At 48.0% G+C, this 24,505-nt stretch carries 25 protein-coding genes; 8 read left to right on the forward strand and 17 right to left on the reverse strand.

Translation table 11 applies throughout. From position 1 onward, the window contains the following. Positions 1-3 precede the first annotated feature (3 nt). Positions 4-639, forward strand: coding sequence for a GNAT family N-acetyltransferase (locus ACO9K6_RS02270; RefSeq protein WP_424765897.1), 636 nt, complete (start codon positions 4-6; stop codon positions 637-639). A 50-nt stretch (positions 640-689) separates the two neighbouring features. Next, complete coding sequence (locus ACO9K6_RS02275; protein WP_424765898.1) at positions 690-1,868, forward strand: acetoin utilization protein AcuC; 1,179 nt, start codon at positions 690-692, stop codon at positions 1,866-1,868. A gap of 70 nt (positions 1,869-1,938) precedes the next feature. Here the strand turns inward: ACO9K6_RS02275 and ACO9K6_RS02280 are convergent, their stop codons facing one another. The 4 genes from ACO9K6_RS02280 to ACO9K6_RS02295 all read right to left on the reverse strand — a co-directional run bounded on the left by ACO9K6_RS02280 (position 1,939) and on the right by ACO9K6_RS02295 (position 4,813). After that, complete coding sequence (locus ACO9K6_RS02280; protein ID WP_424765899.1) at positions 1,939-2,640, reverse strand: 5'-methylthioadenosine/adenosylhomocysteine nucleosidase; 702 nt, start codon at positions 2,638-2,640, stop codon at positions 1,939-1,941. A gap of 2 nt (positions 2,641-2,642) precedes the next feature. Then, the gene (ccpA, locus tag ACO9K6_RS02285; RefSeq protein WP_424765955.1) at positions 2,643-3,650 is read right to left on the reverse strand and encodes a catabolite control protein A; all 1,008 of its coding nucleotides are present in this window, start codon (positions 3,648-3,650) and stop codon (positions 2,643-2,645) included. A 149-nt stretch (positions 3,651-3,799) separates the two neighbouring features. After that, positions 3,800-4,213: a hypothetical protein gene (locus ACO9K6_RS02290; RefSeq protein ID WP_424765900.1), complete on the reverse strand. Its 414-nt coding sequence runs from the start codon at positions 4,211-4,213 to the stop codon at positions 3,800-3,802. Between the two features lie 159 nt (positions 4,214-4,372). Beyond that, positions 4,373-4,813: a VanZ family protein gene (locus ACO9K6_RS02295; protein WP_424765901.1), complete on the reverse strand. Its 441-nt coding sequence runs from the start codon at positions 4,811-4,813 to the stop codon at positions 4,373-4,375. Positions 4,814-4,867: 54 nt separating this feature from the next. Here ACO9K6_RS02295 and ACO9K6_RS02300 point away from each other — a divergent pair, with 54 nt between their 5' ends. Further along, positions 4,868-5,398, forward strand: a complete 531-nt coding sequence (locus ACO9K6_RS02300) for a type 1 glutamine amidotransferase domain-containing protein (protein WP_424765902.1) — start codon at positions 4,868-4,870, stop codon at positions 5,396-5,398. Here ACO9K6_RS02300 and ptsP read toward each other — a convergent pair. From ptsP to ACO9K6_RS02330, 6 genes are all read right to left on the reverse strand, one after another. After that, positions 5,395-7,137, reverse strand: coding sequence for a phosphoenolpyruvate--protein phosphotransferase (gene ptsP / locus ACO9K6_RS02305; RefSeq protein WP_424765903.1), 1,743 nt, complete (start codon positions 7,135-7,137; stop codon positions 5,395-5,397). The two genes, ACO9K6_RS02300 and ptsP, sit on opposite strands and share 4 nt — an antisense overlap. After that, complete coding sequence (locus ACO9K6_RS02310) at positions 7,134-9,020, reverse strand: glucose PTS transporter subunit IIA (protein WP_424765904.1); 1,887 nt, start codon at positions 9,018-9,020, stop codon at positions 7,134-7,136. Before ACO9K6_RS02310 ends, ptsP begins: the two co-directional genes overlap by 4 nt. A 158-nt stretch (positions 9,021-9,178) precedes the next feature. Further along, the gene (locus tag ACO9K6_RS02315; protein ID WP_424765905.1) at positions 9,179-9,844 is read right to left on the reverse strand and encodes a hypothetical protein; all 666 of its coding nucleotides are present in this window, start codon (positions 9,842-9,844) and stop codon (positions 9,179-9,181) included. Positions 9,845-9,976: 132 nt separating this feature from the next. Then, positions 9,977-10,411: a CoA-binding protein gene (locus ACO9K6_RS02320; RefSeq protein WP_424765906.1), complete on the reverse strand. Its 435-nt coding sequence runs from the start codon at positions 10,409-10,411 to the stop codon at positions 9,977-9,979. Positions 10,412-10,469: 58 nt separating this feature from the next. Continuing rightward, positions 10,470-11,765: a 3-phosphoshikimate 1-carboxyvinyltransferase gene (aroA, locus tag ACO9K6_RS02325; protein WP_424765907.1), complete on the reverse strand. Its 1,296-nt coding sequence runs from the start codon at positions 11,763-11,765 to the stop codon at positions 10,470-10,472. A gap of 18 nt (positions 11,766-11,783) precedes the next feature. Further along, the gene (locus ACO9K6_RS02330) at positions 11,784-12,332 is read right to left on the reverse strand and encodes a shikimate kinase (RefSeq protein WP_424765908.1); all 549 of its coding nucleotides are present in this window, start codon (positions 12,330-12,332) and stop codon (positions 11,784-11,786) included. Between the two features lie 118 nt (positions 12,333-12,450). Here ACO9K6_RS02330 and ACO9K6_RS02335 point away from each other — a divergent pair, with 118 nt between their 5' ends. Further along, on the forward strand, positions 12,451-12,789 hold the full coding sequence (locus tag ACO9K6_RS02335; RefSeq protein ID WP_424765956.1) for a hypothetical protein: 339 nt from the start codon (positions 12,451-12,453) through the stop codon (positions 12,787-12,789). Here the strand turns inward: ACO9K6_RS02335 and gndA are convergent. The 6 genes from gndA to ACO9K6_RS02365 form a co-directional block, all read right to left on the reverse strand. Next, positions 12,786-14,198: an NADP-dependent phosphogluconate dehydrogenase gene (gndA, locus tag ACO9K6_RS02340; RefSeq protein WP_424765909.1), complete on the reverse strand. Its 1,413-nt coding sequence runs from the start codon at positions 14,196-14,198 to the stop codon at positions 12,786-12,788. The genes ACO9K6_RS02335 and gndA overlap by 4 nt on opposite strands. 279 nt (positions 14,199-14,477) lie before the next feature. Next, complete coding sequence (locus tag ACO9K6_RS02345) at positions 14,478-15,074, reverse strand: hypothetical protein (protein ID WP_424765910.1); 597 nt, start codon at positions 15,072-15,074, stop codon at positions 14,478-14,480. Positions 15,075-15,317: 243 nt separating this feature from the next. After that, complete coding sequence (locus ACO9K6_RS02350; RefSeq protein WP_424765911.1) at positions 15,318-15,455, reverse strand: hypothetical protein; 138 nt, start codon at positions 15,453-15,455, stop codon at positions 15,318-15,320. Positions 15,456-15,509: 54 nt separating this feature from the next. After that, entirely contained in the window at positions 15,510-16,661 is a 1,152-nt protein-coding gene (locus tag ACO9K6_RS02355) for an ABC transporter permease (protein ID WP_424765912.1), read from the reverse strand. Beyond that, on the reverse strand, positions 16,654-17,820 hold the full coding sequence (locus ACO9K6_RS02360) for an ABC transporter permease (protein WP_424765913.1): 1,167 nt from the start codon (positions 17,818-17,820) through the stop codon (positions 16,654-16,656). Before ACO9K6_RS02360 ends, ACO9K6_RS02355 begins: the two co-directional genes overlap by 8 nt. An 11-nt stretch (positions 17,821-17,831) precedes the next feature. After that, complete coding sequence (locus ACO9K6_RS02365; protein WP_424765914.1) at positions 17,832-18,776, reverse strand: ABC transporter ATP-binding protein; 945 nt, start codon at positions 18,774-18,776, stop codon at positions 17,832-17,834. Between the two features lie 223 nt (positions 18,777-18,999). Between ACO9K6_RS02365 and ACO9K6_RS02370 the strand changes: the two genes are divergently transcribed. From ACO9K6_RS02370 to ACO9K6_RS02380, 3 genes are read left to right on the forward strand one after another with little or no spacing between them, the layout of a single operon-like run. Beyond that, complete coding sequence (locus tag ACO9K6_RS02370; RefSeq protein WP_424765915.1) at positions 19,000-20,130, forward strand: sensor histidine kinase; 1,131 nt, start codon at positions 19,000-19,002, stop codon at positions 20,128-20,130. 37 nt (positions 20,131-20,167) lie between these two features. Beyond that, a complete protein-coding gene (locus ACO9K6_RS02375) occupies positions 20,168-20,818 on the forward strand; it encodes a response regulator (RefSeq protein WP_424765916.1) in 651 nt (216 codons plus the stop codon). Positions 20,819-20,836: 18 nt separating this feature from the next. Next, positions 20,837-21,484 carry a YktB family protein gene (locus tag ACO9K6_RS02380; protein WP_424765917.1) on the forward strand — a complete coding sequence of 216 codons (648 nt, stop codon included), beginning with the start codon at positions 20,837-20,839 and terminating at the stop codon, positions 21,482-21,484. 96 nt (positions 21,485-21,580) lie between these two features. Here the strand turns inward: ACO9K6_RS02380 and ACO9K6_RS02385 are convergent, their stop codons facing one another. Then, positions 21,581-22,774: an MFS transporter gene (locus ACO9K6_RS02385; protein WP_424765918.1), complete on the reverse strand. Its 1,194-nt coding sequence runs from the start codon at positions 22,772-22,774 to the stop codon at positions 21,581-21,583. A 177-nt stretch (positions 22,775-22,951) separates the two neighbouring features. Here ACO9K6_RS02385 and ACO9K6_RS02390 point away from each other — a divergent pair, with 177 nt between their 5' ends. Next, positions 22,952-24,421, forward strand: a complete 1,470-nt coding sequence (locus tag ACO9K6_RS02390; RefSeq protein ID WP_424765919.1) for an aminotransferase class I/II-fold pyridoxal phosphate-dependent enzyme — start codon at positions 22,952-22,954, stop codon at positions 24,419-24,421. The last annotated feature ends 84 nt before the right edge of the window (positions 24,422-24,505 follow it).

Raw genomic sequence — 24,505 nt, forward strand, 5'->3', positions numbered from 1 at the left:
TCCTTGGAACATCGTAAGCGTTTGCAGCGGGAACAACTTGCTCTAGAAGGCAGCCGCGAGCTTATCCTTGAAGGCCCTGTCCCGCCAGAGAGGCTTTCCGGCATGACAATGCATCCTGCGCTCGACGCTTTCCGGAAACCGCAAGAGCAGCATGATGCGCTTATCGAAATTGCGGGTTTGGACGAAGGTCGAATCATTCTAGCGCGTGAAGGCGACATCATTGTAGGTTATGTCACATTCCATTATCCAGATGAGCTTGAGCGCTGGTCTGAAGGTGGAATGACTGATTTAATTGAACTCGGAGCAATTGAGGTAGCCGATGAGTATAGGGGGTACAGAATAGGCAAACGTCTGATTCAGCTCGCATTTGCAGAGGAGCAGCTGGAGAATAGGATTGTTTTTACGACTGAATATTATTGGCATTGGGATTTGGAGGGTACGAAGCTTAACGTATGGGATTATCGCAAAATGATGGAAAATCTAATGAAATCAGTCGGAATGACCTGGTTTGCGACAGATGATCCCGAAATATGCTCCCACCCTGCGAATTGCCTTATGGTACGCATAGGCAATGAGGTGCCTCTAAGTTCCGTGGAGCAATTCGACCGCGTTCGCTTTCGTCAAAGATTTATGTATTAGACCATACTTGGGAAGTAGGTTTGCTTAGCATAACTTTTAGGAGGATCGTGATGGCTTCTGATGCTATATTTATACATCATTCGGATTCAAACGGATATAACTTTGGTGAGGACCATCCCTTCAATCCACTCAGGCAAGAGCTTACGATCGATTTGCTTAAAGCGACCGGTGCCTTATCCGATGAAGAGATTATGGCCCCGCCTTCCTATTCGGAGGGCGATCTGCTTGCCCTTGTGCACCGGACAGACTATTTGAGTGCCGTACGGCGATTAAGCGAAGGTGAGTATTCAAGCGAGAACGAAAGCATCATTCAGCAATATGGCTTTCATACGGAGGACACGCCTTCCTTCCCGGGTATACATCATGCTGCTTGGACCATCGTCAAAGGTTCTGTAGCTGCCGCTGACGCCGTCATGACAGGCCGCGTCGCTCATGCCTATCACTTGGCAGGCGGACTTCACCATGCCTTCCCGGACCATGCCTCCGGCTTTTGTGTGTACAATGATGCAGCCGTAGCCATAAAGCATATTCGCCAAGCCTATAGCGCTAAAGTGCTCTATATTGATACCGATGTCCATCATGGCGACGGCGTACAATGGATATTTTATGACGATCCCGAGGTATGCACCTATTCTATTCATGAGACGGGCAAATTTCTGTTCCCTGGAACGGGCTTTGTAAATGAGAAGGGATTAGACAAAGGGTTTGGCGCTTGCTACAATGTTCCGCTAGAGCCCTATACAGAGGATGATTCTTGGCTGGAAAGCTTCAATATCACGCTTCGCAAGGTGATAGAATCCTATAAGCCTGACGTCATCATAAGTCAACATGGCTGTGATGCGCATGCTTACGATCCGCTCTCGCATATGCACTGCAGCATGCGCATTTATGCCGAGATTCCGGCAATTATCCATGAGCTCGCTCACACCTACACGAATGGACGCTGGATTGCGCTCGGCGGCGGCGGCTATGATATCTATCGCGTTGTGCCGAGGGCTTGGTCACTCGTATGGCTAACCATGATCAACAATCCCATCGCTGCTGCTGCCTCGGCTGGTCAGAAGGTGGCATTGCCCGAAAGCTGGCTTCAGAAATGGGCTCCGCAAAGTCCTGTCGACCTGCCTAAGCAGTGGCTCGATGAGCCATGCAGCATCGAACCGATACCGCGACGCAGCGAAATTACGGAAAAGAATAGAAAGATTCAAGCAATTACAATACAAGATATATAATCTTTAACCAGCTATCAAAAAAGCAGCAGCACTGACATTGCCAGTGCTGCTGCTATCTTTCAAGGAATCACTATTCAATATGCTGAACGATATCATCAATAATTTTATAGGAATTATTGGAGGATGTAACGGTGAACTCAGAAAAGTTCACATGTGCAGAACCATCAGCCTTATCAGACATAGATCGAATAATAACGAAAGGCACTTCATTCATGTCACACACCTGCGCAACAGAAGCCCCCTCCATCTCGGCGCATGCGCCCTGCATCGTATCATGCAGCAGCTTAACTGTCTCACGGTCTGCAATAAATTGGTCGCCCGAAAGAACCTTCCCCTTCAGACTTCGTCCAGGGAAAAGCCGTTCACTTGCCGCTGCAGCCAGCTTAATTAACCGATTATCAGCTATAAACTCTGACCTAGCATGAAAGGGAATCGTACCGCGTGCAAAACCAAGCGGCGAGCAATCCATATCGTGCTGGATACAGCTTGTAGAAACGACGATATCCCCGATATTGAGCTGTGGATCAATCGCTCCTGCCACACCTGTGAATAGCACGCAGTCTGCTCCCAAATCCAATAAAATTTGTGTGCAAACTGCGGCATTTACTTTACCGACGCCAGACTTGCAGTAAATCACTGCTTTGCCGTGAAGCTCGCCCACATAGTAGGTTATCCCTGCTTTCGTCACCTGTGACGTTACATCCACATGCTTATGCAGCAATTCAATCTCTTCCGCCATGGCACCGATAATACCAATTTTGTTAAAAGACATTTTTACTTAACTCCTCCAACCGATTGACGCACAACAATTTCATGCGGCAGCACAACTTTGGATTGATCGACATTTTCCTTCTTCATCAGCTTTGTAAGCAAACGCATGGACACAGCGCCAATATCATACATCGGCTGAGCAACCGCAGTGAGCTGCGGGCGAACCATGGAGGCCATACGGCTATTGTCTACACTAATGACCGAAATATCATTGGGAACCTTCAGACCCGAGTCTTGAATGCTATGTATAGCGCCAATCGCCATTTCATCCGTTGCTGAGAATACAGCGGTAGGGCGTTTATCCAGCTCGATAAAATATTTCATAGCTTCTGCTCCGGATTCATAGCGATAGTTGCCGATTCGAACGAGGCTATCGTCATAGGCAATGCCAGCTGTATCAAGCGCGCGCTTGTAGCCTTGGAACCTGGCATAGCCAATTGAAGGATCCTGCAGCGTGCCGCTGATCATCGCGATGCGAGTATGGCCCTGCTCCAATAAATTTTTGACAGCATCGTAAGCTGCATCCTCATGGTTGATATCCACCGATGGGATTTGCTCACTCTCATCGGAAGTGGCGCATAAGACGATTGGCACATTCGCTGTCTTGAAAGCTTGCAAATGATCTTCCGTTACAGCCCCGCCCATGAACAGGAGCCCGTCCACTTGCTTCTCAAGAAGAGTATTGATAACGCGAATTTCTTTATCTTTCTTCTTATCCGCATTACACAAAATAATATTATAATGATACATATTCGCAATATCTTCGATTCCGCGAGCGACCTCTGCGAAAATAGCGTTCGAAATGTCCGGAATGACTACGCCCACCGTAGTCGTTTTCTTGCTGGCCAGGCCTCTTGCCACAGCATTTGGACGATATCCGAGTCTTTCAATTGCTTCATATACCTTTTTCCGTGTTGCTGGTTTCACATTCGGATTGTTATTAACAACCCGGGAAACCGTAGCCATTGATACTCCTGCTTCTCTTGCTACATCATAAATGGTTACCGTCACAATACTTCGCTCCATTAGCTCAGATTTTAACATTACGTACGCCGCATATTAACGTAATCATACGACAAAATATTACTTTTCGCAATGTTCGTGCATGTTCACGCCAGTGATGCTCTGCTGAGCTGTGCGAGAAAAGGACAATCCGAATGCTATGTAAGGAGTGTTCGCCGGCTTAATTGCTCAAGCCGTTTATTTAAGTCCGCAATCCAAACTTCATCGTTCAAGGATTGAGCAAGCAAATACAAATCCAACAGCTGGTTGATCCGCTGCCCGATTAATCGATCGACAGCGTTTTGATCCGTATGCTTTTTCTCGACCTTCGCTTCAACGAGTAGATTTGCCCATTCATTGCATTCATTAAATAAAAAGGTTTGCTTATCCGGCTTCGCTCCCAATTGAGCGATTAAACCGGTTAAATCCGGCTTAACCTCGGGAGACACTTCACTCCTGCTGCACGCTGGACATGAGTATATAGGAACGTTATCGATCTCAACCTTAGCCGAATAAATAACTGTGCGCAGCTTCATCTTCATGATGTCACCACAATGACACCGTTTTTGCAAAGTAGTCCACTCCTTCTTATAGCGGTCGATGCCGCTAAACGTTCTTTCGAGAGTTGCAGTCTATAGATTATTCGACCTTTTTTGCAAAAACTCCTGCTTGTGTGCACTATGTAATTTTTACTACTCTAGCCTAGCTATTAGAACAGTCAATAAATGCAGTTATGGCGCGATTCTTCTCCACATTTTGCGAATCGGAGGAAGAGCTGACACGGCCGTCCAGATGGCTGCACCAATCATATCGTTCCTTACGTCAAGCGGGTCCATCATTCTACCGCCAACAAAGGTTTGATGGTATTCATCCGTCACTCCGTAAAAGCCGCAAATAACAATAATCATTACTTTCATCCAGAATCTGTCCGCTCTAGCTCCTATTCCGTAATCAATCGTTACGGCTAGTATAAAGTAAGAAACAAAATGTCCCCAGTTGAAGTCCGTCATCAATGGAAACAGCTTTTGAAAATAAGGCAGAATCGTACTGATCTCATCTCCAGTTCTTGAGGAAAGCATAAAAATAACGGTCATCCAACCGACTGCCGGTAAAAATCGGAGCAGTCTTACGTAGCGAAAGGGGGCTTGGTTTGCTGGTTCGGTTTGCTTCATCGTTTCTCCTTCGTTACAATAATAGAGAGTTTTTAATAGATGGAGGGGAATAACATGTCACTGCAAAACAAAACTGTCATCTGCTTGCTTGACGACGAATTTGAGGATTTGGAGCTTTGGTATCCCGTATACCGCGTCCGCGAGGCTGGCGCTACCGTTCTTTATGCAGGACCCGAAAAGGGCAAGAAGCATATCGGTAAATATGGCGTGCCTGCAGTAGCGGACCTGTCCTTCGATGAGTTGAATAGTGATGATATCATCGGTTTACTAGTCCCTGGCGGTTGGGCACCGGATAAGCTCCGTCGTTATCCGAAGGTGCTAAAGCTTGTTCAAGAGCTGAACGATGCGGATAAGCCGATCGGTCAAATCTGTCATGCAGGTTGGGTGCTTATTTCTGCTAAAATATTGGAAGGCCGCAAAGTAACATCAACACCCGGCATTCGCGATGATATGGAAAATGCGGGCGCAACTTGGTTTGATGAGGCTGTCGTCGTAGACGGAAATCTCATTTCAGCCCGCCGCCCGCCTGACCTTCCACCTTACGCAAAAGCATTTGTCGACGCATTAGAACAGCGAATGGGCTAACCATTCGCTGCTTTTTTGTCAATTCGAAGTATAAAATCGTCCAGCTGCTCCAAAATTTCCGCGGCGGTGCGGCAAGCGTGCAGCTGCTGGAAAACCTCTCTGCTCTCTTCCTGCGTCGTAATTAGCAAACGCTCCTTTACCTGCAAGATCGAATGGGAGGACATACTGAGCTCATCCACGTCCAAGCTAAGCCACAACGGCAGCGCTCTTATATCCCCTGCAAGCTCGCCGCATACGCCAACCGTAATGCCGTTTCGTTTAGCTGCTTCAACCGTCATTCGCAGCATACGAAGCAGAGCAGGATGATAGGGCTCATACAAATGAGAAATTTCTTCATTCATCCGATCTACAGCTAATGTAAATTGCACAAGGTCATTCGTCCCAATACTAAAGAAGTCGACCTCCTCCGCCAGCAGATCGGCAATCATAACTGCCGCAGGAACCTCAATCATAATACCGATCTTCATCCCCTTATCATAGGGGTGGCCTGCCTGCTCAAGCTCACGCTTCGCTTCATTTAACACGGCGTTGGCTGCCCGCACCTCTTCCACCGAGGAAATAAGCGGGTACATCAGCTTCACTTTACCGTAATGGCTGGCCCGTAAAATAGCCCGAAGCTGCGTCTTGAACAAGTCCTGACGATCCAGCGAAATCCGGATCGCTCTGTAGCCAAGAAATGGATTATCCTCCTCAGGTAGCTCAAAGTAGTCGAGCTGCTTATCCCCGCCTACATCAAGTGTCCGGATAACGAGCGGTTCTCCTGCAAGCTTCTCCGCTACGCGACGATAGACCTCGAACTGCTCCTCTTCTAATGGAAATCGATTGCGATCCATATACAAAAACTCAGTTCGGAATAGACCGACGCCATGCGCGCCGCTTGACAGCGCAATTTCCAGCTCCTTGAAGGAGCTTATATTAGCAGCAAGCTCGAGCCTTTTTCCATCAGGCGTTATAGGACGGTATCCCGCAATGTCATGAAGCTTACGCTTCTCTTCTATTTGACGACGCTGCAGCTCCGTATACTTATTGATAATAGACTGCTCAGGATGGAGATATACTGCACCATCGCTTCCATTGATAATGATCATTTGACCGGTTTGAATAGGCTCCTCAAGCTTTGTCTCAATGCCAACAACCAGCGGTACCCCGAGCGCCCTTGCCATGATGGCGGAATGCGAGGTTGTACTGCCAGCGAGCGTTACAATGCCCAGCACATGCTGCGGGTTAATATGCGCAAGCTGAGACGGCGAAAGCTCCTTTGCAATTAATATAAAAGGCTGCGTATCCTGCGGCAGAGTAATTTCTGGAGCGCCTAACAAGTGCTTGAGAAGACGATTACCAACATCCTTAATATCAAGCGCACGTTCCTTCATATATTCATCGTCGAGCAGATCGAACATCGTAACGAAGTGATCGATTGCTTCCTTCACCGCCACCTCGGCTGCTTTGTATTGGCGCTGAATTATGCCCTGTATCTCATTCATGAAGACCGGATCGTCCAAAATAGCGAGATGCGCGTCGAAAATCTGGGTCTCATCGGAGCCGACAACATCACGAAGCTCGTCTTTAATCTGTTCGATTTCTGATTTCGATGTGCGAATGCCTTCGTATACGCGCTCGAATTCACGGGCAAAATCCGCCACGTCAATTTTCTGCTCCGGCAGCTCCCACTCCCAGTTCGGCAGCACGAATGTTCTACCGATCGCAATGCCTGCAGAAGCCCCTATTCCTTGAATCATTGCGTTTCCCCTCCACCATTTCTCTCTTTAAGTACAACTGACATGACCGAGGTCTGTCCTTTCTTCACCGCTTTGAAAGGCGCGTACCTCCATGAATGCACGAGGTCAGAGTTAGTAATAACCATCGGTGTCGCAAGCGATTTGCTCTCTCTTCGCACCCGCTGCAAATCAAACTTGATGAGAAGCATACCAGGCGTAACCTCGTCGCCTTCCTTCACTACAGCGTTGAAATACGATTTGCCAATCAGTTTGGACGTATCAATGCCGATATGTAGAAGCACCTCAAGTCCTTCTGGTGTAAGAATGCCGATGGCGTGCATCGTAGGATAAATATGAATAACCTTTCCTTTTACCGGCGAAACAAGCTCTCCCCGATCCGGAATGAACGCGACGCCTTGTCCTACAAGCTTTCCGGCGAATATCGGATCGGGCACCTCCTCAAGCGGTATCATTCGGCCCTGCATTGGTGAGTGAAACAGCACCTGTGCCTGATCGCGGTGAATGGTTTTAATAATTTCTTCGCGTATTAACTCGGAATAGGTCCCGAATACGACCTGTACATGACCGCCGCCAAGCTTGATTACGCCGGCCGCTCCCAAATTACGAAGGGCGCTCGTATCTATAAGCTTCTCATTCGATACTTTAAGTCGAAGCCTCGTTATGCACGATTCCATACGCACGATATTTTGCTTGCCGCCGATGGCTTGCAATATGAGTGGCGCCCTGTACGGGATACCTCCTGCCCATTCGTCAAGCTGTGAGCCTTCCTCGCGCCCAGGGGTCGGAATTCGGAATCTTCTAATCGCCCACCGGAATAGAAAATAATAAACCAGCCCGACAATAATGCCGATCGGAATCAACAGCCAGCCACGCGTGGCCAAATGCTCATTAATAACGAAATCTATGGCTCCAGCAGAGAATGAGAAGCCATGCTTTATGCCAAGCTCGTATGTAACCCACATAATAATGCCGGACAGGAAAGCATGTACAACATATAAATAAGGTGCTACAAACAAAAACGCGAACTCCACAGGCTCCGTTACACCCGTAAGAAAGGAAGCAAGCGCCGCGTAAAGAAACGTCTTGCGAATTTTCGGCTTCAAATCCTCGCGCGCCTCATGAATGATCGCTAAGGCTATCGCCGGCAAAGCGAACATCATCGTCGGATACAATCCTGCCATAAATGCGCCTGCAGTTGGATCTCCTGCGAAGAAACGCGGTAGATCACCATATACCATCTGACCGCCTGCGGTTTCATAACCTCCAATTTGAAACCAAAATACATGGCTAACTAAGTGATGTAAGCCAAATACGACCAAAATCCGATGCACAAAACCATATAAAAACACACCAAAGCCGCCGCCTGAGGCCACGCTCTCTCCCAGCTCAACAAGCATGTGCTCCAGGTAGGGCGTAAACTTCAGCATCCCGATTGAGAATAATAAAGATACGAAGCTTACGAAAAGCGGAACGAACCGCGGTCCGCCAAAAAACTGTATATACTCCGGCAAACGAAGATTTTTGAAGCGTTCATGGCTTAGTCCGGCTATAATGCCAATTAATGTGCCGATGAGAACCGTCGGCTCAATCGGCGTCTCCGATGTGCCTGTTATCCCGCTGTATATAATCATCCCTATAAGCGCTGCCATACCGGCCGATAGTGCATTTCCGGTCAATCCAAGAGAAATTCCAAGCGCAAATATATAAGGCAAAAAAGTGAATATCGATTCACTTGCCGCAATTAAATAGCCTTCCATCCCAGGCAACCCAATGATCTGCCAAGGCAGCTTGCTTAAGCTCAAAAAAATAGCTGCACCAGGCAAAACAATCATAGGCAGCATGAAAGCTCTACCCAGCTGCTGCAGGCTTCCCATAAAAACCATCTCACACCTCCGTTTTGCACAGCAAAACTTACTTCGTAAGCAGTCGCTCGACATATCTATAACGATGTTAAGCGTTTACTCGATTTTTGTCAAAGTAAAACGGCGAGCCGTAATGGCCCGCCGATGTTGATGATTCTTTTCTTTAGATAGTGTTGCTTTTAACGCATATTTCCGGAATAAGGCGAAGATTGTGCATCCCTGCCTGCTTGATAGCCGAGCTGGCCAATAACCGGACCAGCTTGCTCGTATGCATTAGTTGCTTGGTACACAGGATGATACGACGACTGATTGGATTGTGTCTGCGTCATACCTCCGTACGAGCCAGCTCCCCCAGCATTGGGTTGAGTATAACCGTAGTTGCTGGTCGCTTGCTGACCATATTGGTTGTTTTGCTGAGTATATTGCGTACCCATACCCATAGTTGACTGTGTAGGCTGATAGAACGAGTGCTGGCTGTCAGAACCAGCTTGATAGCCTACATGCGCAATGACAGGACCTACGTTGCCAAACGCAGTTGCAGGGGATTGCGCGTAGCTTTGCACCGGTTGATGCGAAATGAATGAATTGTTCATGGCAGTCGGTTGCGACATGCTGCTGTAGCCTGTCGACATACCATATTGTCCGTTTTGGCCATACGAATTAGTCGCTTGAAAAGCATTTGGCTGATGCGGCACAATCGAATTCGATGGTCTGCCGAATGATGGCTGGCTCAGCTGTCCTTGGTAATGGGATTGCACGAACCCGGATGGCTGAAAGTTTGTATTTTGATTATGGTAGCCTTGTTGACCTTGGTACATACCCGACTGTTGCGAAAATTGATTCACGTCGTGTCCTCCTTGGATGACAATCATAAAGTCTTCAAGCCAATGGCCAATCCCTCTTAAAGCAGGAAGCTTATCGGCGCTCGCACTTGAAGCCTTTCTTATTGTGGAGGAGTAACCCGTATTTTATTACAGTTATGTTTTGGATTTTCCGTTAGGCAGCAAAATCGAATCCTCGACCTTGATGCAGCGGTCCATTATGACTTGCAAGCCGCCCTTAGAGGCAATCTCAGCAGCCTCCTCGTTTGCAATTCCAAGCTGCAGCCACAACGTTTTGGCCCCGATGGCAACTGCTTCCTCCGCGACGGAAGGCGTATGCTCGCTTCTACGAAACACATTCACAATATCCACTGGTACAGGAATGTCTTTGAGCGATGCATAGCTTTTCTGGCCTAATATCATTTCGGCATTAGGGTTGACAGGTATGATCGTATAACCTTTCGCTTGCATGGCTTCAGATACTGCGTAAGAAACACGCTCGGGATTGTCGGACAGACCAACAACAGCGACCGTTGCACTATTTTGCAAAATATCTTTTATTTGCTCACGGGAAGGATTCTCAAACGCCATCAAAACACCTCATTCATTTGATTTGGCAAAAAGCGGTTTGACAAAGCTTACATAAACATTAACCTTCGATCCACTCTACATTAGCACCCAATGCTAGCAAATGATCGAAATAAATCGGGTAGGACTTTGCGACATGATGTGCATCGCGAATGCGAAGCGGCTGTTTGGCACGCAGGCCAACAACTGTTAATGCCATTATCACACGGTGGTCGTAATGCGCATTAATTTCCACGCCGCCCTCTACGCCTTCTGGACGTCCATGTACGATAATTTCAGCTTGCCGCTCTTCTACATTAGCGCCAGCTTTACGCAGTTCATTCAAATAGTCAGTGATGCGGTCACATTCCTTGTACCGTAAATTTTCAACATTGTAGAAACGTGACGTGCCTTCAGCGAATACGGCTGCAGCTACCATCGCCAGCACCGCATCTGTCGCGTGGTCACCATCAAATTCCACAGCCTTCAGCTTGCCGTTCCCCTTCACATGCACAATGCCGTTCTCATGCGTGAGCGGAACCTCCATCATCTTCAGCACATCTACGACAGCACGTTCGCCCTGCTTACTTTTCTCTTCTAAACGGTGTACGATAACATCCGAATGGGTTACAGCTGCTGCCGCTAATATCGCCGCTGAGCCTGGATAGTCGCCTTGCACCGAATACGTCTTGGCCTCGTAGCTTTGACCGCCTGGAACGCGGAACCGCATGTAATCCTCATCCGCATGGATAATGATTCCAGCCTGCTCTAGCACTTCAAGCGTCTGACCGATGACGATTTTCGATTTCAAATCGTGAACAACTTCAATCTCGCTGTCTTCCTCAAGAAGCGGCGTCAAGAACAATAGCGCGCTTAGAAACTGCGAGCTGATGTTGCCGGAAACTTGAATTTTCCCGCCCTTAGGCGCTCCGCCGCGAATTGTGATTGGCAGTTTGCCGTCATTGTGATCGATTGAAACACCCATCGACGTTAAGGAATCGATTAAATCGCTGTGCGGACGCTTGCCGAGTGAATCAGGATAACGATTAATAAACGTTACATCCGGGCATAAAGCAGCGATAGCCATCAGAAAACGTAATACAGCACCCGCATTGCCGACATCAAGCTGGTTGACCGGCTTCGGATTACGGCCAAAGCCCGTAATGGTAATTTTCTCGTCATCCTCTTCAACAATCGCTCCCAGATCGCGAATACAGCGGCGCATCGCGTCGCTATCCTCACTGTGAGCCGGATAATAAATCGTGCTCGTACCTTCTGCAAGAGCAGCAACCAGCAGGTAGCGAGTTGTATAATTTTTGGAAGACAGCGCTTGAAGCTCTCCTTCAAGTCTAGGCGTCGGTGTCACTAAAACGTCCATCGTTCGTATGATCTCCTTTTACAATAAAATATATTGCTCTAATACAGCGGCAACAACCTCATCTGCCGTCATATACGTCGTATCAATCGTTAAATGGGCAAAATCGTAAGCGTTTTTGCGCTGCTCCAGCAAAAGGTTCACTCGCTCAGTCGCATCACCTAGCAGCAAGGGGCGGGCTGTATCCGACTTTACTCTTGCAATAATCTGCTCCGGACTCGCTTTCAACGCAACAACATAAGATTTGCTAAGCATAAGCTCTCTATTATAGGGGCTTAAAACTGCGCCACCGCCGGTTGCCACAACTGCAGGTTCCTTATGATCTAATAAAGACGCAAGCACGTTGGTTTCAATGACTCGAAAGCCAGCTTCTCCGTCAGTTGCGAAAATTTCGGATATGGATCTGCCCGCAAGCCGTTCAATTTCCTCATCACCATCAATCCGTGTCCACCCAAGCTTCTTCGAAAGCAGCTTGCTTACCGTTGATTTGCCTGTTCCCATAAAGCCGATTAGCACTAATTTGTTTTTTTGCTGCCTCTCCATTGTAAACGTTTCACCCTTTTCGTTCATTCCTTACCCTTTTTCTTCAATATCATATCATTTATTTGAATAGCGATGGTATAAAAAAGTTCTAAATGCCGTATGGTTGTTAATGATACATATAAAAAGGATTGGAGTGACGATAGTGATGATCAGTGAGCCTCATCTGCCTGCTCAACACCTCATCGAGCGGCGAATTCAGCGTATTCTTGATCCTGCTCATCCGCTTTGCCGCGAAGATGTCGTTTGGATGCTGGAGTACATTAAAAAAAAGGTGGCTGACGAAGACCCAGCGTTAATGGATCTGTCGCAGCCACGCTTAATGCAAAACTTTCATTTCTTTGCGGAAGCAGCCATGTCACTTATTCACCGCAGACATAGCTGCGACCAGGAGGCCGACCGGTTACGCGACTGGCTGCGACAAGCAGCATACGGACTAAAAAAGGATAATCCCGCGAACCAAATCGTTAGAAGGCAATGGTATTAGGATTGCATCCAGTTGAAGTGGAAGCTGCCTTCTTTGTCCATACGTTTGAAGGTATGCGCTCCGAAGTAGTCACGCTGTGCTTGAAGCAGGTTCGCAGGCAAGCGCTCTGTACGGTAGCTGTCGAAATAAGAAATCGCGCTGGAGAATGCGGGTACAGGTACGCCATTCGTAACCGCAACGCCAATAACTTCACGCCATGCGTCTTGATAGGACTCGACAACATTTTGGAAATAAGGATCAAGCAACAGGTTGCGCAGGTTCGGATCGCGATCGTAGGCATCCTTGATGTTCTGCAGGAAGCGAGCACGAATAATGCAGCCGCCGCGGAAAATCATCGCGATATCGCCGTAGCGCAGATCCCAGTTGAATTCTTCAGATGCTGCACGCATTTGCGCGAAGCCTTGAGCGTACGAGCAAATTTTACTTGCGAACAATGCTTTGCGCACTGCTTCAATGAATGCCGCTTTGTCGCCTTGGAATGGCTTTTTAGCAGGTCCGCTAAGCACTTTGCTTGCAGCAACGCGCTCTTCCTTCATAGCGGACAAGAAACGCGTAAATACAGATTCTGTGATGATCGATAGCGGTACACCTAGGTCGAGCGAGCTTTGGCTCGTCCATTTGCCTGTACCCTTCTGACCAGCGGAGTCTAGGATAACATCTACCATCGGCTTGCCTGTCTCAGGATCGTATTTCGAGAAGATATCTCTTGTAATCTCGATCAGGTAGCTGTCCAGCTCGCCTTTGTTCCACTCAGCGAAAATTTCATGAAGCTCTTCCACGCTAAGGTCAAGCACGTTCTTAAGCAGGTCATATGCTTCGCAAATAAGCTGCATATCGCCGTACTCAATACCGTTGTGTACCATTTTCACATAATGGCCTGCTCCGTCTGGTCCGATATATGTACAGCAAGCGTCATCGCCAACTTTTGCAGAGATAGCGGTAAGAATCGGCTCAACCAGCTCATATGCGGATCTTTGACCGCCTGGCATGATCGAAGGACCTTTCAATGCGCCCTCTTCGCCGCCGGAAACGCCGGTACCGATGAAACGGAAGCCTTTTGCTTCGAGATCTTTGCTGCGGCGAACGGTGTCAGGGAAGTAAGCATTGCCGCCATCGATAATGATATCTCCTTCAGACAAATGCGGCACGAGGGAATCGATTGTTGCGTCTGTTCCAGCGCCTGCTTGCACCATGATCAAAATTTTGCGCGGCACTTCGAGCGATTGCACGAACTCTTCAATCGTGTACGCAGGTACGAGGTTTTTGCCTGCTGCTTCTTGAATCAAATCATCCGTCTTCTCGCGGGAGCGGTTAAATACCGATACCGTAAAACCTCTGCTCTCAATATTAAGGGCCAAATTCTTACCCATTACAGCTAATCCGATAACGCCAATTTGTTGTTTTGACATCTGGTTCTTCCATCCTTCATCTATAGTTTGTGGTCACAATAGTTTTATTTTACTCCTTTTATGTCGAGAAGAAAACTATTTGAAAGCAAAAATGTCGTAACTCGACATTAGTTTTATTGACCGCTTTAGAAAGTTTACCTTATATAAGCTTAAATTGCCAAACCACATCGTAAAAATCTATACTTTTTCTCTCACCGCGCACGCAAAAACGACCAAAAGCCGTAAATTTCCCCAGCATTTGATCGTTTTAGGTTTTCCTGTGGGAGCCTTCATTCATCATCAAAGCTCTAGCTGCAGCATTTCTGTTCGAAGTAGCGCCAGCTTTTCCTTCGAGGCTGCAACCGCTTCCTCTCTGTTGTCCTGAAGGGCATCATAGAGCATTGAAAGCTCATAATCCAGCTCATAACGTAATATAATGGCTCTCTCCTCCGCACGCTTCGATTGAAACGCCTTTATCATTTCCTCTATTGTAACAAATGGTTTCTTCTGATAAATGATCCGATGCTCCATGCCGGACACCTCCACAAGTCGTATGATCTCACCGAACATAATGCTTTCAATGACGATTTGACGATCCTTGATACGTTTCACAACCGCATGTCCACGTGTGTCATTAATCAGTTTTTCAATCAACTCCGACAGCTTCTCGTCTTTAATAATGTAGTCCCCGACAATTTTGTAACGATTTTTCATTCGTTGGAATTGAAGTTTGACAAGCTTGCGGCCGGTTCGAATGGAAACGAGAAATTGGCCCTCTGTCTCACTCCAATACAAGGAGTACCCTTCCTGAATCAAATCACGGATGAGATTTTGGATTTGCCGGCGGTCAAATCGCAGCTCCAAATTGCAATATTCGACTTCATGGCTTTTGTTCACGGCAATCCCTCCCTTGCATCAGTTTAGTTGACGAAATGTTCTGATAATTTGTTCTTATCTTTATCTTATACTCCATCTTATGTTATGGCAACTTGGATTATTGACTAATTTTATGCTGTTCACTGTCTAAACTTAAAAAAGGGCTCCGACCGTTTCAACCGAAGCGTGCCTGGCCCTCTTATCCGGGTATATTCCTGCCGTTGAAATCTTATTGATTCTGCAAGTGAAGCGTTAACCTCTTGGCTATTCTTTACGGCACGCGATCAAGACAGCTTCCTCTAGCTCCACCGTATGCGCATGCTTTAAATGCTCGCCCGGTTTAATGCCTGCTAGATGGTAGTCCTTCTCGTTCGCTCCCGCGATGCTCGCCGACATTGCCATAATCACAGCATCTGCAAGGATCTGTACAGATAGTCCAATTGGGTAATGTTGAAATTAACTCGTGCGGTTCGGTCTAAGCACAGCTGCGCCAAAGGTCATCATAACCGAAGCAATTAGAAGCAAAATGAGCAGGTGATTGCCAATATCGCCAAGCGTTCCTCCGCCAACTAATCGATCTATCGCTTGAATGGCCCATTTTTGAGGCGTGAAGTTGGCAAGCTTCTGCATAAATTCCGGCAGCATCGACAACGGGAAGAAGCAGCCGCTAATCAAGCAGGTCGGCATAATGATCAAGTTATTAAGCTGACTCAGCTGAGCGCTGATTCTTACAAATCCCGCGACCGCAGAAGCAATTCCTACTGCAGCAAACAAGAAGCATTCCAGCACAAGCAGCATAGCGCCGAATGATATACCAGGTGAATAGCCGAACACAAAATAAGTTGAGCCAAGTATGATGACAAGCTGGATCGTCCCTACCAATATACTGCCGATAAAATTGCCGAAAGCAATTTCATGGGCTCGCACCGGTGCCGTATACATTCTTGCCATCGTCCGATGCTCGCGATCCTCCATGACGAAGCCGATGGTCTGAATTGCAAGCATCATAATGAACATAAGGATGAGTCCGATCATGAGGGGATTGGAAACGATATTACCGAGTTTCACACTAACCTGTTCGGTCGTTAGTTTTGGCTGAGCTTGCCTATCAAGAAGTGCAATGAGTTGGTTCATAACAAGCTCATTGTCTCCCTCCCCGCGAACGAGCAGGACAGTTGCCGTCAGCTTGCTCAACTCGGAATCCAGCAGCGTCGCAAGCGATGCATTCCATAGCTGCTCGCTCATTCTGTACATGTCGACTTCGGGCTGCTTCTCTTCAAGCAGCGCCTGTGTGAAATCTGGCGGGATATACAGCCCGGCATCCGCTTTCCCGTATTCAACCGCAGATCGCACGATTTCATCTGATGCTGACGACTCCAATCGAACTTCATATAAACTTTCCTTGTTAAGTGATTCAACCAAATATGAACCCAATATTCCCTCATCCGAATTATTTACGGCAATGACAGCCTTCTGATTGTGCGAATCCGCGAACAGGCCCACTACAATTGACAGAACGATGGCCGGCAGCAGAACATTCATTATCAACCCTCGCCGCGAGCCCATTGTTCGACGTATGAGCTGCGCAGCGATATATAAACTAGGCACGATAGCTCACCACCTTCGGAAGCCTTATTATTGCAATTGTAGACAATAGAACTGCAATAATGGCAAGAACGCCTATCTCATGCCATACCAATGACAGATCCGTTCCGTTCATAATTGCCCGCAGGCTGTCGGTCGCCCAGTGGTTGATCGTCCATTTCGCCACATCGCCTACCACGCCTCGAATATCAGCCACCATCCCGCCGCTAAGAAAGGTCATCGCAAAGATTGCTATGGTCACAAGCGTTTGCGTCGTTTTTTCCGTACCCGCGAACGATGCAATGATGATTGCAAGGCCCGCTCCAGCAGCTGTAGTGAACAAACAAATCAAAGTAACCAAGCCAAAGTGGCTGCCCCAATCTACCCCAAATGCAACCGCAGTGAATGTAACAATTACAATTGCTTGTATTGCTGCTAGCGCAACCGAACCTGTGATGATGCCTAATACAAAGGCTTTAAACGAGGCTGGCATAGCATAAATGCGATGCAAAGTACCTCCCTTTTTCTGACTCATCAAGGAAATCGCGGCCGACATTCCACCGTAAAGCAGGAACATAATCAAATATGCCACGGCATAGTATTGCATCGCCGAGGTGGAATCGAATACCGCGTTATCGCCGTCACCAAGCGTTTTAACCGCTAATAAAGATCGAGACCGCACTCCTTCATTTGGCAGTTCAGCCCCCGCAACAGTCGCCGGATCCAGTGTTTCTGCCGCCGCTAGCATAAGATTTGCTCGAACCATATAGCTGTTCACAACGGCGTCCGCGGCGATATTTTTTTCCTCATAACGTCCTGAAAAGATTAGCCAATTCGCCGTATCTCCAGCAACTGCGCGTTCCGAATATTCTGATGGCACGACAACGCCATAATCGGCCGAGCCCGCCTGAACCAAATCCTGCACATTCTCGCCTGAGCTTGCCGTTAGAACTTCAATATAAGGCTTTACGTCGTCACTGTTCCAGAACTGCTCTATCCCTGCTCGCATAGCGCCTTGATCCTCAATATAAAGAGCGACCTTTGCGGGCTTAATATCCTGATCAAACGCGCTGCCCAGCAAAAAAATCAATAATAACGGCAGCCCGATCAATATAATTAGAAGAGCCCTCATTCGGCTATATTTCAGCAGCTCGTAATAAGCCGTTGTCCACCATGTTCGCATTTTTTATACCCCTATTCGTCCCGCAACGTTCGTCCGGTCATCTGGAGAAACAACGTTTCCAGGTTTGGCTCTACTCTAGTCAGCTTTCGCAGCGTTATGTCATGCTTCTGCAAAATAAACAGTAAATCTTGCAGAATAGACGGGGATTCCTTCACTGTCACCTCGACGGTTTTGCCATTGCCACTTTCCTCCAGCCGCTTGACACCCGGATGCTCCTCCATCTCAGCAATTGCCTCTTCGAACCTGCGGTCGATTTCAAATACAAGCTTCTCCTCCTGCCCCGCCTGGCGCTTCAACTCATCCTTCGTGCCATGGGCAATGAGTTTCCCTTGATCCAAAATACCGATTCTGGAGCAAATCGCTTCAACCTCCTCCATGTAGTGACTCGTATAAATGACGGTTGAGCCCAGTCTATTCAATTCTCTTACCGACTCCAAGATGTGATTCCTTGATTGCGGATCGATGCCAACAGTCGGCTCATCCATAATAATCAGCTTTGGCCGATGCATAATTGCACATGCCATGTTGAGTCGCCGCTTCATGCCGCCCGAGAACGTAGAGGGCTTATCCTTCGCCCGCTCCAACAGGCCGACGAATTGCAGCGCCTCATCAATCCTGTCACGCAGCAGCTTTCCTCTTAACCCATACAGCTTCGCAAAAAAGGCGACATTCTCCCTTGCTGATAAATTTTCATAAATCGCAAGCTCTTGCGGCACGAGTCCGATTCTCCGCTTCACCTCAAGCGGCTGCTTGCGGATGGAAAAGCCTTCAACCGTAATATCGCCTCCGCTTGGATCAAGCAAGCCGGAGAGCATATTAATTGTCGTGCTCTTGCCTGCGCCGTTCGGACCCAGCAGACCAAAAATTTCCCCTTCTTCAATATTGAAGGTAAGATGATTCACCGTTAACGCCGTATCATATTTTTTAACAACCTCGCGAAATGCTACGAGACTCAAATTCCATTCACCCTCTCGGTTAATTGCTGTTAAACCAATTGTAACGAATCATTGGCATTGCAACAGGTCTATAAAGTCATCATATGAAGGTGACAAAAGTCATTTTTTAACTGCATATCAAATGAAAAAAGTCTCCTAGTTTATAATGATTATAAATAAGCTCGTCCAACTGATGCCGCATATGCTATACTAAAGCAAATTCTGTTGCAGGAGCTTATCCGCCATGAACATACTGCTGTACCGGATTCGGACTTTGCTTGCTGTGGTACCTGCTATCCTAAGCATTGCGAACATTTCAGCAGGCTCTTATGCGCTTTACACGACGTATATATTGCTTGCAATGCTTTTGATGAAGGCGAGCTCTCTCCTTCCCAAATACGCCAGCTTGTTTCTGCTAGCGGAGCTTATCAGCTTTGCTTGGTTATCCTATACGCATGGCGGAATTTTATTCTTAATGCTGTTCTCCACCTTGATCGCTATTTTTCGAAGCAAGCCTCCTCCACTCGTCAGTGCTGGCTGGAGCTTCTTGGGGTCAGCTTTACTCTATGCCTCTTTGCAGGGCAGAGACAGTGAAATGCTTTTTACGGTTATTATGCTTTGGTATGCAACAGCAGCCATCCTTTATGCGGCTAATCAAGTTGAAGAAAAGCGGTACAAAATCGAAGATTTATATGAGGCGCTCGCTTCAAGCCATGAAGAGCTGGATGCCGCAAGGCGCCGAATGCTGGAATATGCATCACAGGTCGAGCAATACGCTCAGAGTGAGGAGCGCAATCGAATTGCCAAAGATATTCATGATGATCTTGGTCATCGGCTCATTCGCGTCAAAATGATGTCCGAGGCGGCTCTTCACCTGTTCGAAACAGATCCGACTCGGTCAAAGGGCATGGTTGAGCAAATACGCGATCAGCTGCAGGACAGCATGGAGCGGATGCGCCGCACGGTGCGCAGGCTTGCGGCGGACAACGATGACGATACGAGGAAGTATGCGCTGGACAAGCTTGTTGCGGAATCTGCAAACGCTTTGGGCATAGCCGTTAGCTTCAAGTTACAAGGCATCCCGCGACCGCTTTATCCAAGCCTCGAGCTCATTTTGTTCAAAAATGCGCAGGAGGCCATCACGAACGCGGTCCGGCATGGACAAGCCAGCATCGTCACCGTAGAGCTTGTCTTTCATAAAGACAGTGTCGCATTAACCATTGCGAATAATGGGGCTATCCCGGATGAGCCTATTGAAGCCGGATTAGGCATGCGAGGCATGAAGGAGCGCATGGCATTAATCGGAGGACGGCTGGAGTGGCACAAGTCCGACCGTTTCTCGGTAACAACCACGCTCCCGCTGCTAGGCGGATGATGGCCTTATTTTATAGTGACGATAGGAGTCTAATGCAATGATAAGAGTATTAATCGTGGACGATGATCCTTTTATTCGGGAAAGCATGCAGGTCATTTTGGACCTCGATCAAGCGCTGCACGTTGTCGGGGTTTGTAGCAACGGCAAGGAGGCAGCCGATTTCGTTTCTGAACAGCCGGTCGATGTCGTGCTTATGGATATTCGAATGCCCGTCTGTGACGGCGTAGAAGGAACTAAGCGGCTGCGTGCGCTTGAGCAGCCTCCTGCCGTACTCATCTTGACGACGTTCGACGACGACGAATATGTTACACAAGCTATTCGTAATGGCGCTAATGGCTATTTGCTCAAAAACGTTCCGCCAAGCCGAATCATTAGCGGCATTAAAACGGTATACGAGGGCTCGATGCTCATACATCCAGCTATTGCACGCAAGCTTGCAGGCCTGCTGGATGCGCCCCGCCCTTCTGCCAATACAGCAGCAACCATTACCGGACTGACACAGGCAGAAATCGAAATTGTTCGTCTAATAGCCGACGGACAATCCAATAAGGAGATTGCGGCATCCTTATTTCTAAGCGAAGGCACGATTAAAAATTATATATCGGAAATTCTGCACAAGCTTGAGCTCCGGGACCGTACGCAAATCGCCATTTTTTATTTGAAATTATTGCATCAATCATCGAAATAACAAGAGGAGCGATCCATTATGACGACACAGACAACCTCCGCCGGGCTGCCCGGCTTTACGCAAGCCGATTTCAATGTATTTCTGCTGCAGGGACTTGAAGAGCGCATGTCCGCCATCCAAAATCAAATCCAGCCTAAATTTCGAGCATTAGGCGAACAGCTCAGCGTCGATTTGTCCGTACACGCCGGCAATGAAATGCACTTGCATGTGGCAAGGCATGCGCGCCGTAAAGTAAATCCGCCGAAGGACACTTGGCTCGCGATTTGCAGCAACAAGCGCGGCTATAAAGCGCATCCGCATTTTCAGCTTGGACTGTTCGATGATCATTTGTTTTTGTGGCTTGCACTTATTTATGAAGTTCCGAACAAATCAGGCATAGCGGCTGCGTTCTTGAATCAAATCGATGACGTCATCGCTGCCGTTCCGGGCGATTACGTGCTTTCGCTTGATCATATGAAGAAGGATTCCACCGTTGTCGGCGAAATGTCCAGAAAGGACTGGACAGACGCGCTAGTCCGCTTCCGCGATGTACAGAAGGCGGAGCTGCTGATCGGCAGGCATGTCCAGGCCGGCGATGCTCTACTTCGTGACGGCGACGCGCTGCTGGAGTTCGCTTCTTCTACTTATGAAACGCTCATGCCTCTTTATCGGATGGCCAATGTATAAGTAGTTTTGCCTGATTTAACTATAAAGGAGCTAGCTCCTTCCTAAACAAGAAAGCCGGATACCCATCATGTGATGAGTACCCGGCTTGTTTTTGCATTATTTTGCCGAATCGACTGCTGTGACCTGTGTTTGCTGCTTGTCCAGTTGACGAAAGCGGACCAATAAGACAAGTGCGGCAAGACACAATATGCCGCCAAGCAGATAAGGAAGCCCCATATCTATCGTAAAGAAAAACGATCCCAGAAGCGGTCCCGCTACTCTTCCCAGACTGTCCATCGATGAGCTGAGTCCTGAAGCCACGCCTTGCCCTACTGTTGTCTTCTGTGTAATAAGCGAGGTGACGCAAGGACGTATCAACGCATTGCCAATACCGAACACAGCTAGCGACAGTGTTGCCCACCATAAGGAATGCGCTGCCAGAAGGAGGAAGAAGCCCAAAGCTGATATGACAAGACCGATCGCAATGTACTTCGTCTCCTCTCCCTTCTTAATACGACGACGCACAATGCCGCCCTGTACCAACGCACCGACAAGTCCACACACAAAAAACATAATGCCTACCTGGAAAGGTGTGACGTCAAAACGACGAATACCGAAAAATTGCAGGGTCGCCTCCAAACCCGCAAGCGTAAATGTGACGAAAAAGGCCAAAACATATAAGTACTTGAGCGGCCCCCGAAAAGCAGTCCACCGCGAAACCCGCTTCTCTGCCTTCGTCTTCCGCTGCTCGGGAGCAAGCGACTCCTTCAGCTTCCAGGCAGCTAGCACGAACGTAATCAGCGCCAAGCCTGATGCCGCGAAAAACGGCGTCTCAAGCGACACTACGCTAAGCATTCCGCCAAAACCTGGGCCGAACGTGAAACCGAGACCGATCGACATGCCGACGAGCCCCATTCCCTTCGTCCGCCGTTCAGGAGGCGTAATATCCGCAACATAGGCAACAATGACCGAAGCGACCGCGCCAGAGAACAATCCCCCGAGTATTCTAGAAAGATACATGAGCGAAAGATTGCCCGATGAGAGACCGAATAGCAAGAAGCTCGCGGCAAAGCCCAGCACCCCAATTAATATAATCGGTCTTCTTCCGATTCGGTCAGATAAGCTTCCCCATAATGGAGACAGTATAAAAGCAACTAAAGAATAAATGGCAAGCATTCGCCCGGTATGTATTTCCGCATTGTCCGGATTCGTTGCCAGAATAATTTCCGGCATAACCGGGATGATAATCCCGAACCCTAAAAATGTAGTCATTAAAATGGCCATTACAATAATCATACGATTATCTTTCATGCTGCACCCCCTCCACCAACCTATGTTACCATAACCATTTATTGATCATGTATGAACAATTGAAGAACAAATAATGCTTACGTCTTCAGATATCAAAAAAACAGACTTGCAATCCCCCCTGTATTTGCTATACTCAACTTTGTTTGTAATCTAGAATGAAAGGCAGGGATGAATGCGATGGATCATAACAAAACCCCGCTCTTCAGTGCGCTTCGCCGACATGCGGAGCAGGATCCCGTACAGTTTCATATTCCCGGACACAAAAAAGGATTGGGCAGCGATGCGGAGTTTCGTGAATTTATCGGCGATAACGCGCTGTCAATCGACTTAATCAATATAGCACCGCTTGATGACCTGCATCAGCCTACCGGCGTGATTGAAGAAGCCCAGAAGCTTGCTGCCGATGCTTTCGGCGCTGATTACACCTACTTCTCCGTGCAAGGGACAAGCGGCGCCATTATGACGATGATCTTAACCGTGTGCGCGCCAGGTGAAAAAATAATTGTACCACGCAATGTCCATAAATCAATTATGGCCGCTATCATTTTCGCAGGTGCAAGGCCAGTCTTTATCTCGCCCGCACGGGACAGCAATTTGGGAATCGACCACGGCATTACAACACGGTCCGTCCGCAAAGCGTTAGAGCGGCATCCGGATGCCAAAGCCGTCCTGGTTATCAATCCTACTTATTACGGCATTTGCGCTAATCTGAAAGAGATCGTTGATCTTGTCCATAGCTATGATATTCCTGTGCTTGTAGACGAAGCGCATGGCGTACTCATTCATTTTCACGAGAAGCTTCCGATGTCCGCAATGCAGGCCGGTGCCGATATGGCGGCAACCAGCGTACACAAGCTCGGAGGATCCATGACGCAAAGCTCTGTGCTTAACGTCCGCAAGGGGCGTGTCAATCCTCATCGTATCCAGACGGTCATCAGCATGCTGACGACTACATCAACGTCCTATATTTTGCTTGGATCGCTTGATACATCCAGACGGAACCTCGCCTTGAATGGACATGCCCTTGCGGAACAAACCATTGAGCTGGCCCAATATGCACGCAAGGAGATTAATGAAATTCCAGGTCTGTATTGCTTCGGAGATGAGATTCTTGGCGGCGAAGCGACTTATGATTATGATCCAACCAAAGTATCGATTCATGTTCGCCATCTTGGCATCACCGGTTATGAAACAGAAAATTGGCTGCGTGATCACTATAATGTAGAAATCGAAATGAGCGATATGTATAACATTCTTTGCCTAGTTACGCCTGGAGATACCTCCGACTCTGTGTCAAAATTGTTAACAGCACTGCGCGGCCTCTCAGAGCGGTTCCATGAAGGCGCTGAAGCGCGGGAGCTGGTCGTCAAAATACCGGATATCCCGCAGCTTTCCCTAACGCCGCGCGATGCGTTCTATGGCGAGACAGAGGTCATTCCGTTCAAGGAATCAGCCGGTCGGATTATCGCAGAATTTATATATGTCTACCCACCAGGCATTCCTATTCTATTGCCGGGCGAGGTCATCTCCCAGAAAAATATCGATTACATCGTCGATCATGTCGAGGTTGGACTGCCGGTTAAGGGACCTGAGGATCGCAGTATCGAATTCGTCAAAGTTATTGTAGAAGAAACAGCTATTTCATAAATTGTCGATATTGCCGACTGCACAGCCCTTTAGGACTGCTGCTGTCGGCATTTTTGTGACTTGAAAGCTTTCCGCATCCACTTA

The sequence above is a fragment of the Paenibacillus praedii genome (assembly GCF_049725345.1).
GTDB lineage: Bacteria > Bacillota > Bacilli > Paenibacillales > Paenibacillaceae > Pristimantibacillus.

What these genes read in the sequence shown, in the direction of transcription:
- ACO9K6_RS02275 (WP_424765898.1), top strand. Translation starts at nt 690, where the DNA reads ATGGCTTCTGATGCTATATTTATACATCATTCGGATTCAAACGGATAT.
- ACO9K6_RS02280 (WP_424765899.1), bottom strand. Translation starts at nt 2,640, where the DNA reads ATGTCTTTTAACAAAATTGGTATTATCGGTGCCATGGCGGAAGAGATT.
- ACO9K6_RS02295 (WP_424765901.1), bottom strand. Translation starts at nt 4,813, where the DNA reads ATGAAGCAAACCGAACCAGCAAACCAAGCCCCCTTTCGCTACGTAAGA.
- ACO9K6_RS02300 (WP_424765902.1), top strand. Translation starts at nt 4,868, where the DNA reads ATGTCACTGCAAAACAAAACTGTCATCTGCTTGCTTGACGACGAATTT.
- ptsP (WP_424765903.1), bottom strand. Translation starts at nt 7,137, where the DNA reads ATGATTCAAGGAATAGGGGCTTCTGCAGGCATTGCGATCGGTAGAACA.
- ACO9K6_RS02310 (WP_424765904.1), bottom strand. Translation starts at nt 9,020, where the DNA reads ATGGTTTTTATGGGAAGCCTGCAGCAGCTGGGTAGAGCTTTCATGCTG.
- ACO9K6_RS02320 (WP_424765906.1), bottom strand. Translation starts at nt 10,411, where the DNA reads ATGGCGTTTGAGAATCCTTCCCGTGAGCAAATAAAAGATATTTTGCAA.
- aroA (WP_424765907.1), bottom strand. Translation starts at nt 11,765, where the DNA reads ATGGACGTTTTAGTGACACCGACGCCTAGACTTGAAGGAGAGCTTCAA.
- ACO9K6_RS02330 (WP_424765908.1), bottom strand. Translation starts at nt 12,332, where the DNA reads ATGAACGAAAAGGGTGAAACGTTTACAATGGAGAGGCAGCAAAAAAAC.
- ACO9K6_RS02335 (WP_424765956.1), top strand. Translation starts at nt 12,451, where the DNA reads ATGATCAGTGAGCCTCATCTGCCTGCTCAACACCTCATCGAGCGGCGA.
- gndA (WP_424765909.1), bottom strand. Translation starts at nt 14,198, where the DNA reads ATGTCAAAACAACAAATTGGCGTTATCGGATTAGCTGTAATGGGTAAG.
- ACO9K6_RS02350 (WP_424765911.1), bottom strand. Translation starts at nt 15,455, where the DNA reads ATGGCAATGTCGGCGAGCATCGCGGGAGCGAACGAGAAGGACTACCAT.
- ACO9K6_RS02360 (WP_424765913.1), bottom strand. Translation starts at nt 17,820, where the DNA reads ATGCGAACATGGTGGACAACGGCTTATTACGAGCTGCTGAAATATAGC.
- ACO9K6_RS02370 (WP_424765915.1), top strand. Translation starts at nt 19,000, where the DNA reads ATGAACATACTGCTGTACCGGATTCGGACTTTGCTTGCTGTGGTACCT.
- ACO9K6_RS02375 (WP_424765916.1), top strand. Translation starts at nt 20,168, where the DNA reads ATGATAAGAGTATTAATCGTGGACGATGATCCTTTTATTCGGGAAAGC.
- ACO9K6_RS02380 (WP_424765917.1), top strand. Translation starts at nt 20,837, where the DNA reads ATGACGACACAGACAACCTCCGCCGGGCTGCCCGGCTTTACGCAAGCC.
- ACO9K6_RS02385 (WP_424765918.1), bottom strand. Translation starts at nt 22,774, where the DNA reads ATGAAAGATAATCGTATGATTATTGTAATGGCCATTTTAATGACTACA.
- ACO9K6_RS02390 (WP_424765919.1), top strand. Translation starts at nt 22,952, where the DNA reads ATGGATCATAACAAAACCCCGCTCTTCAGTGCGCTTCGCCGACATGCG.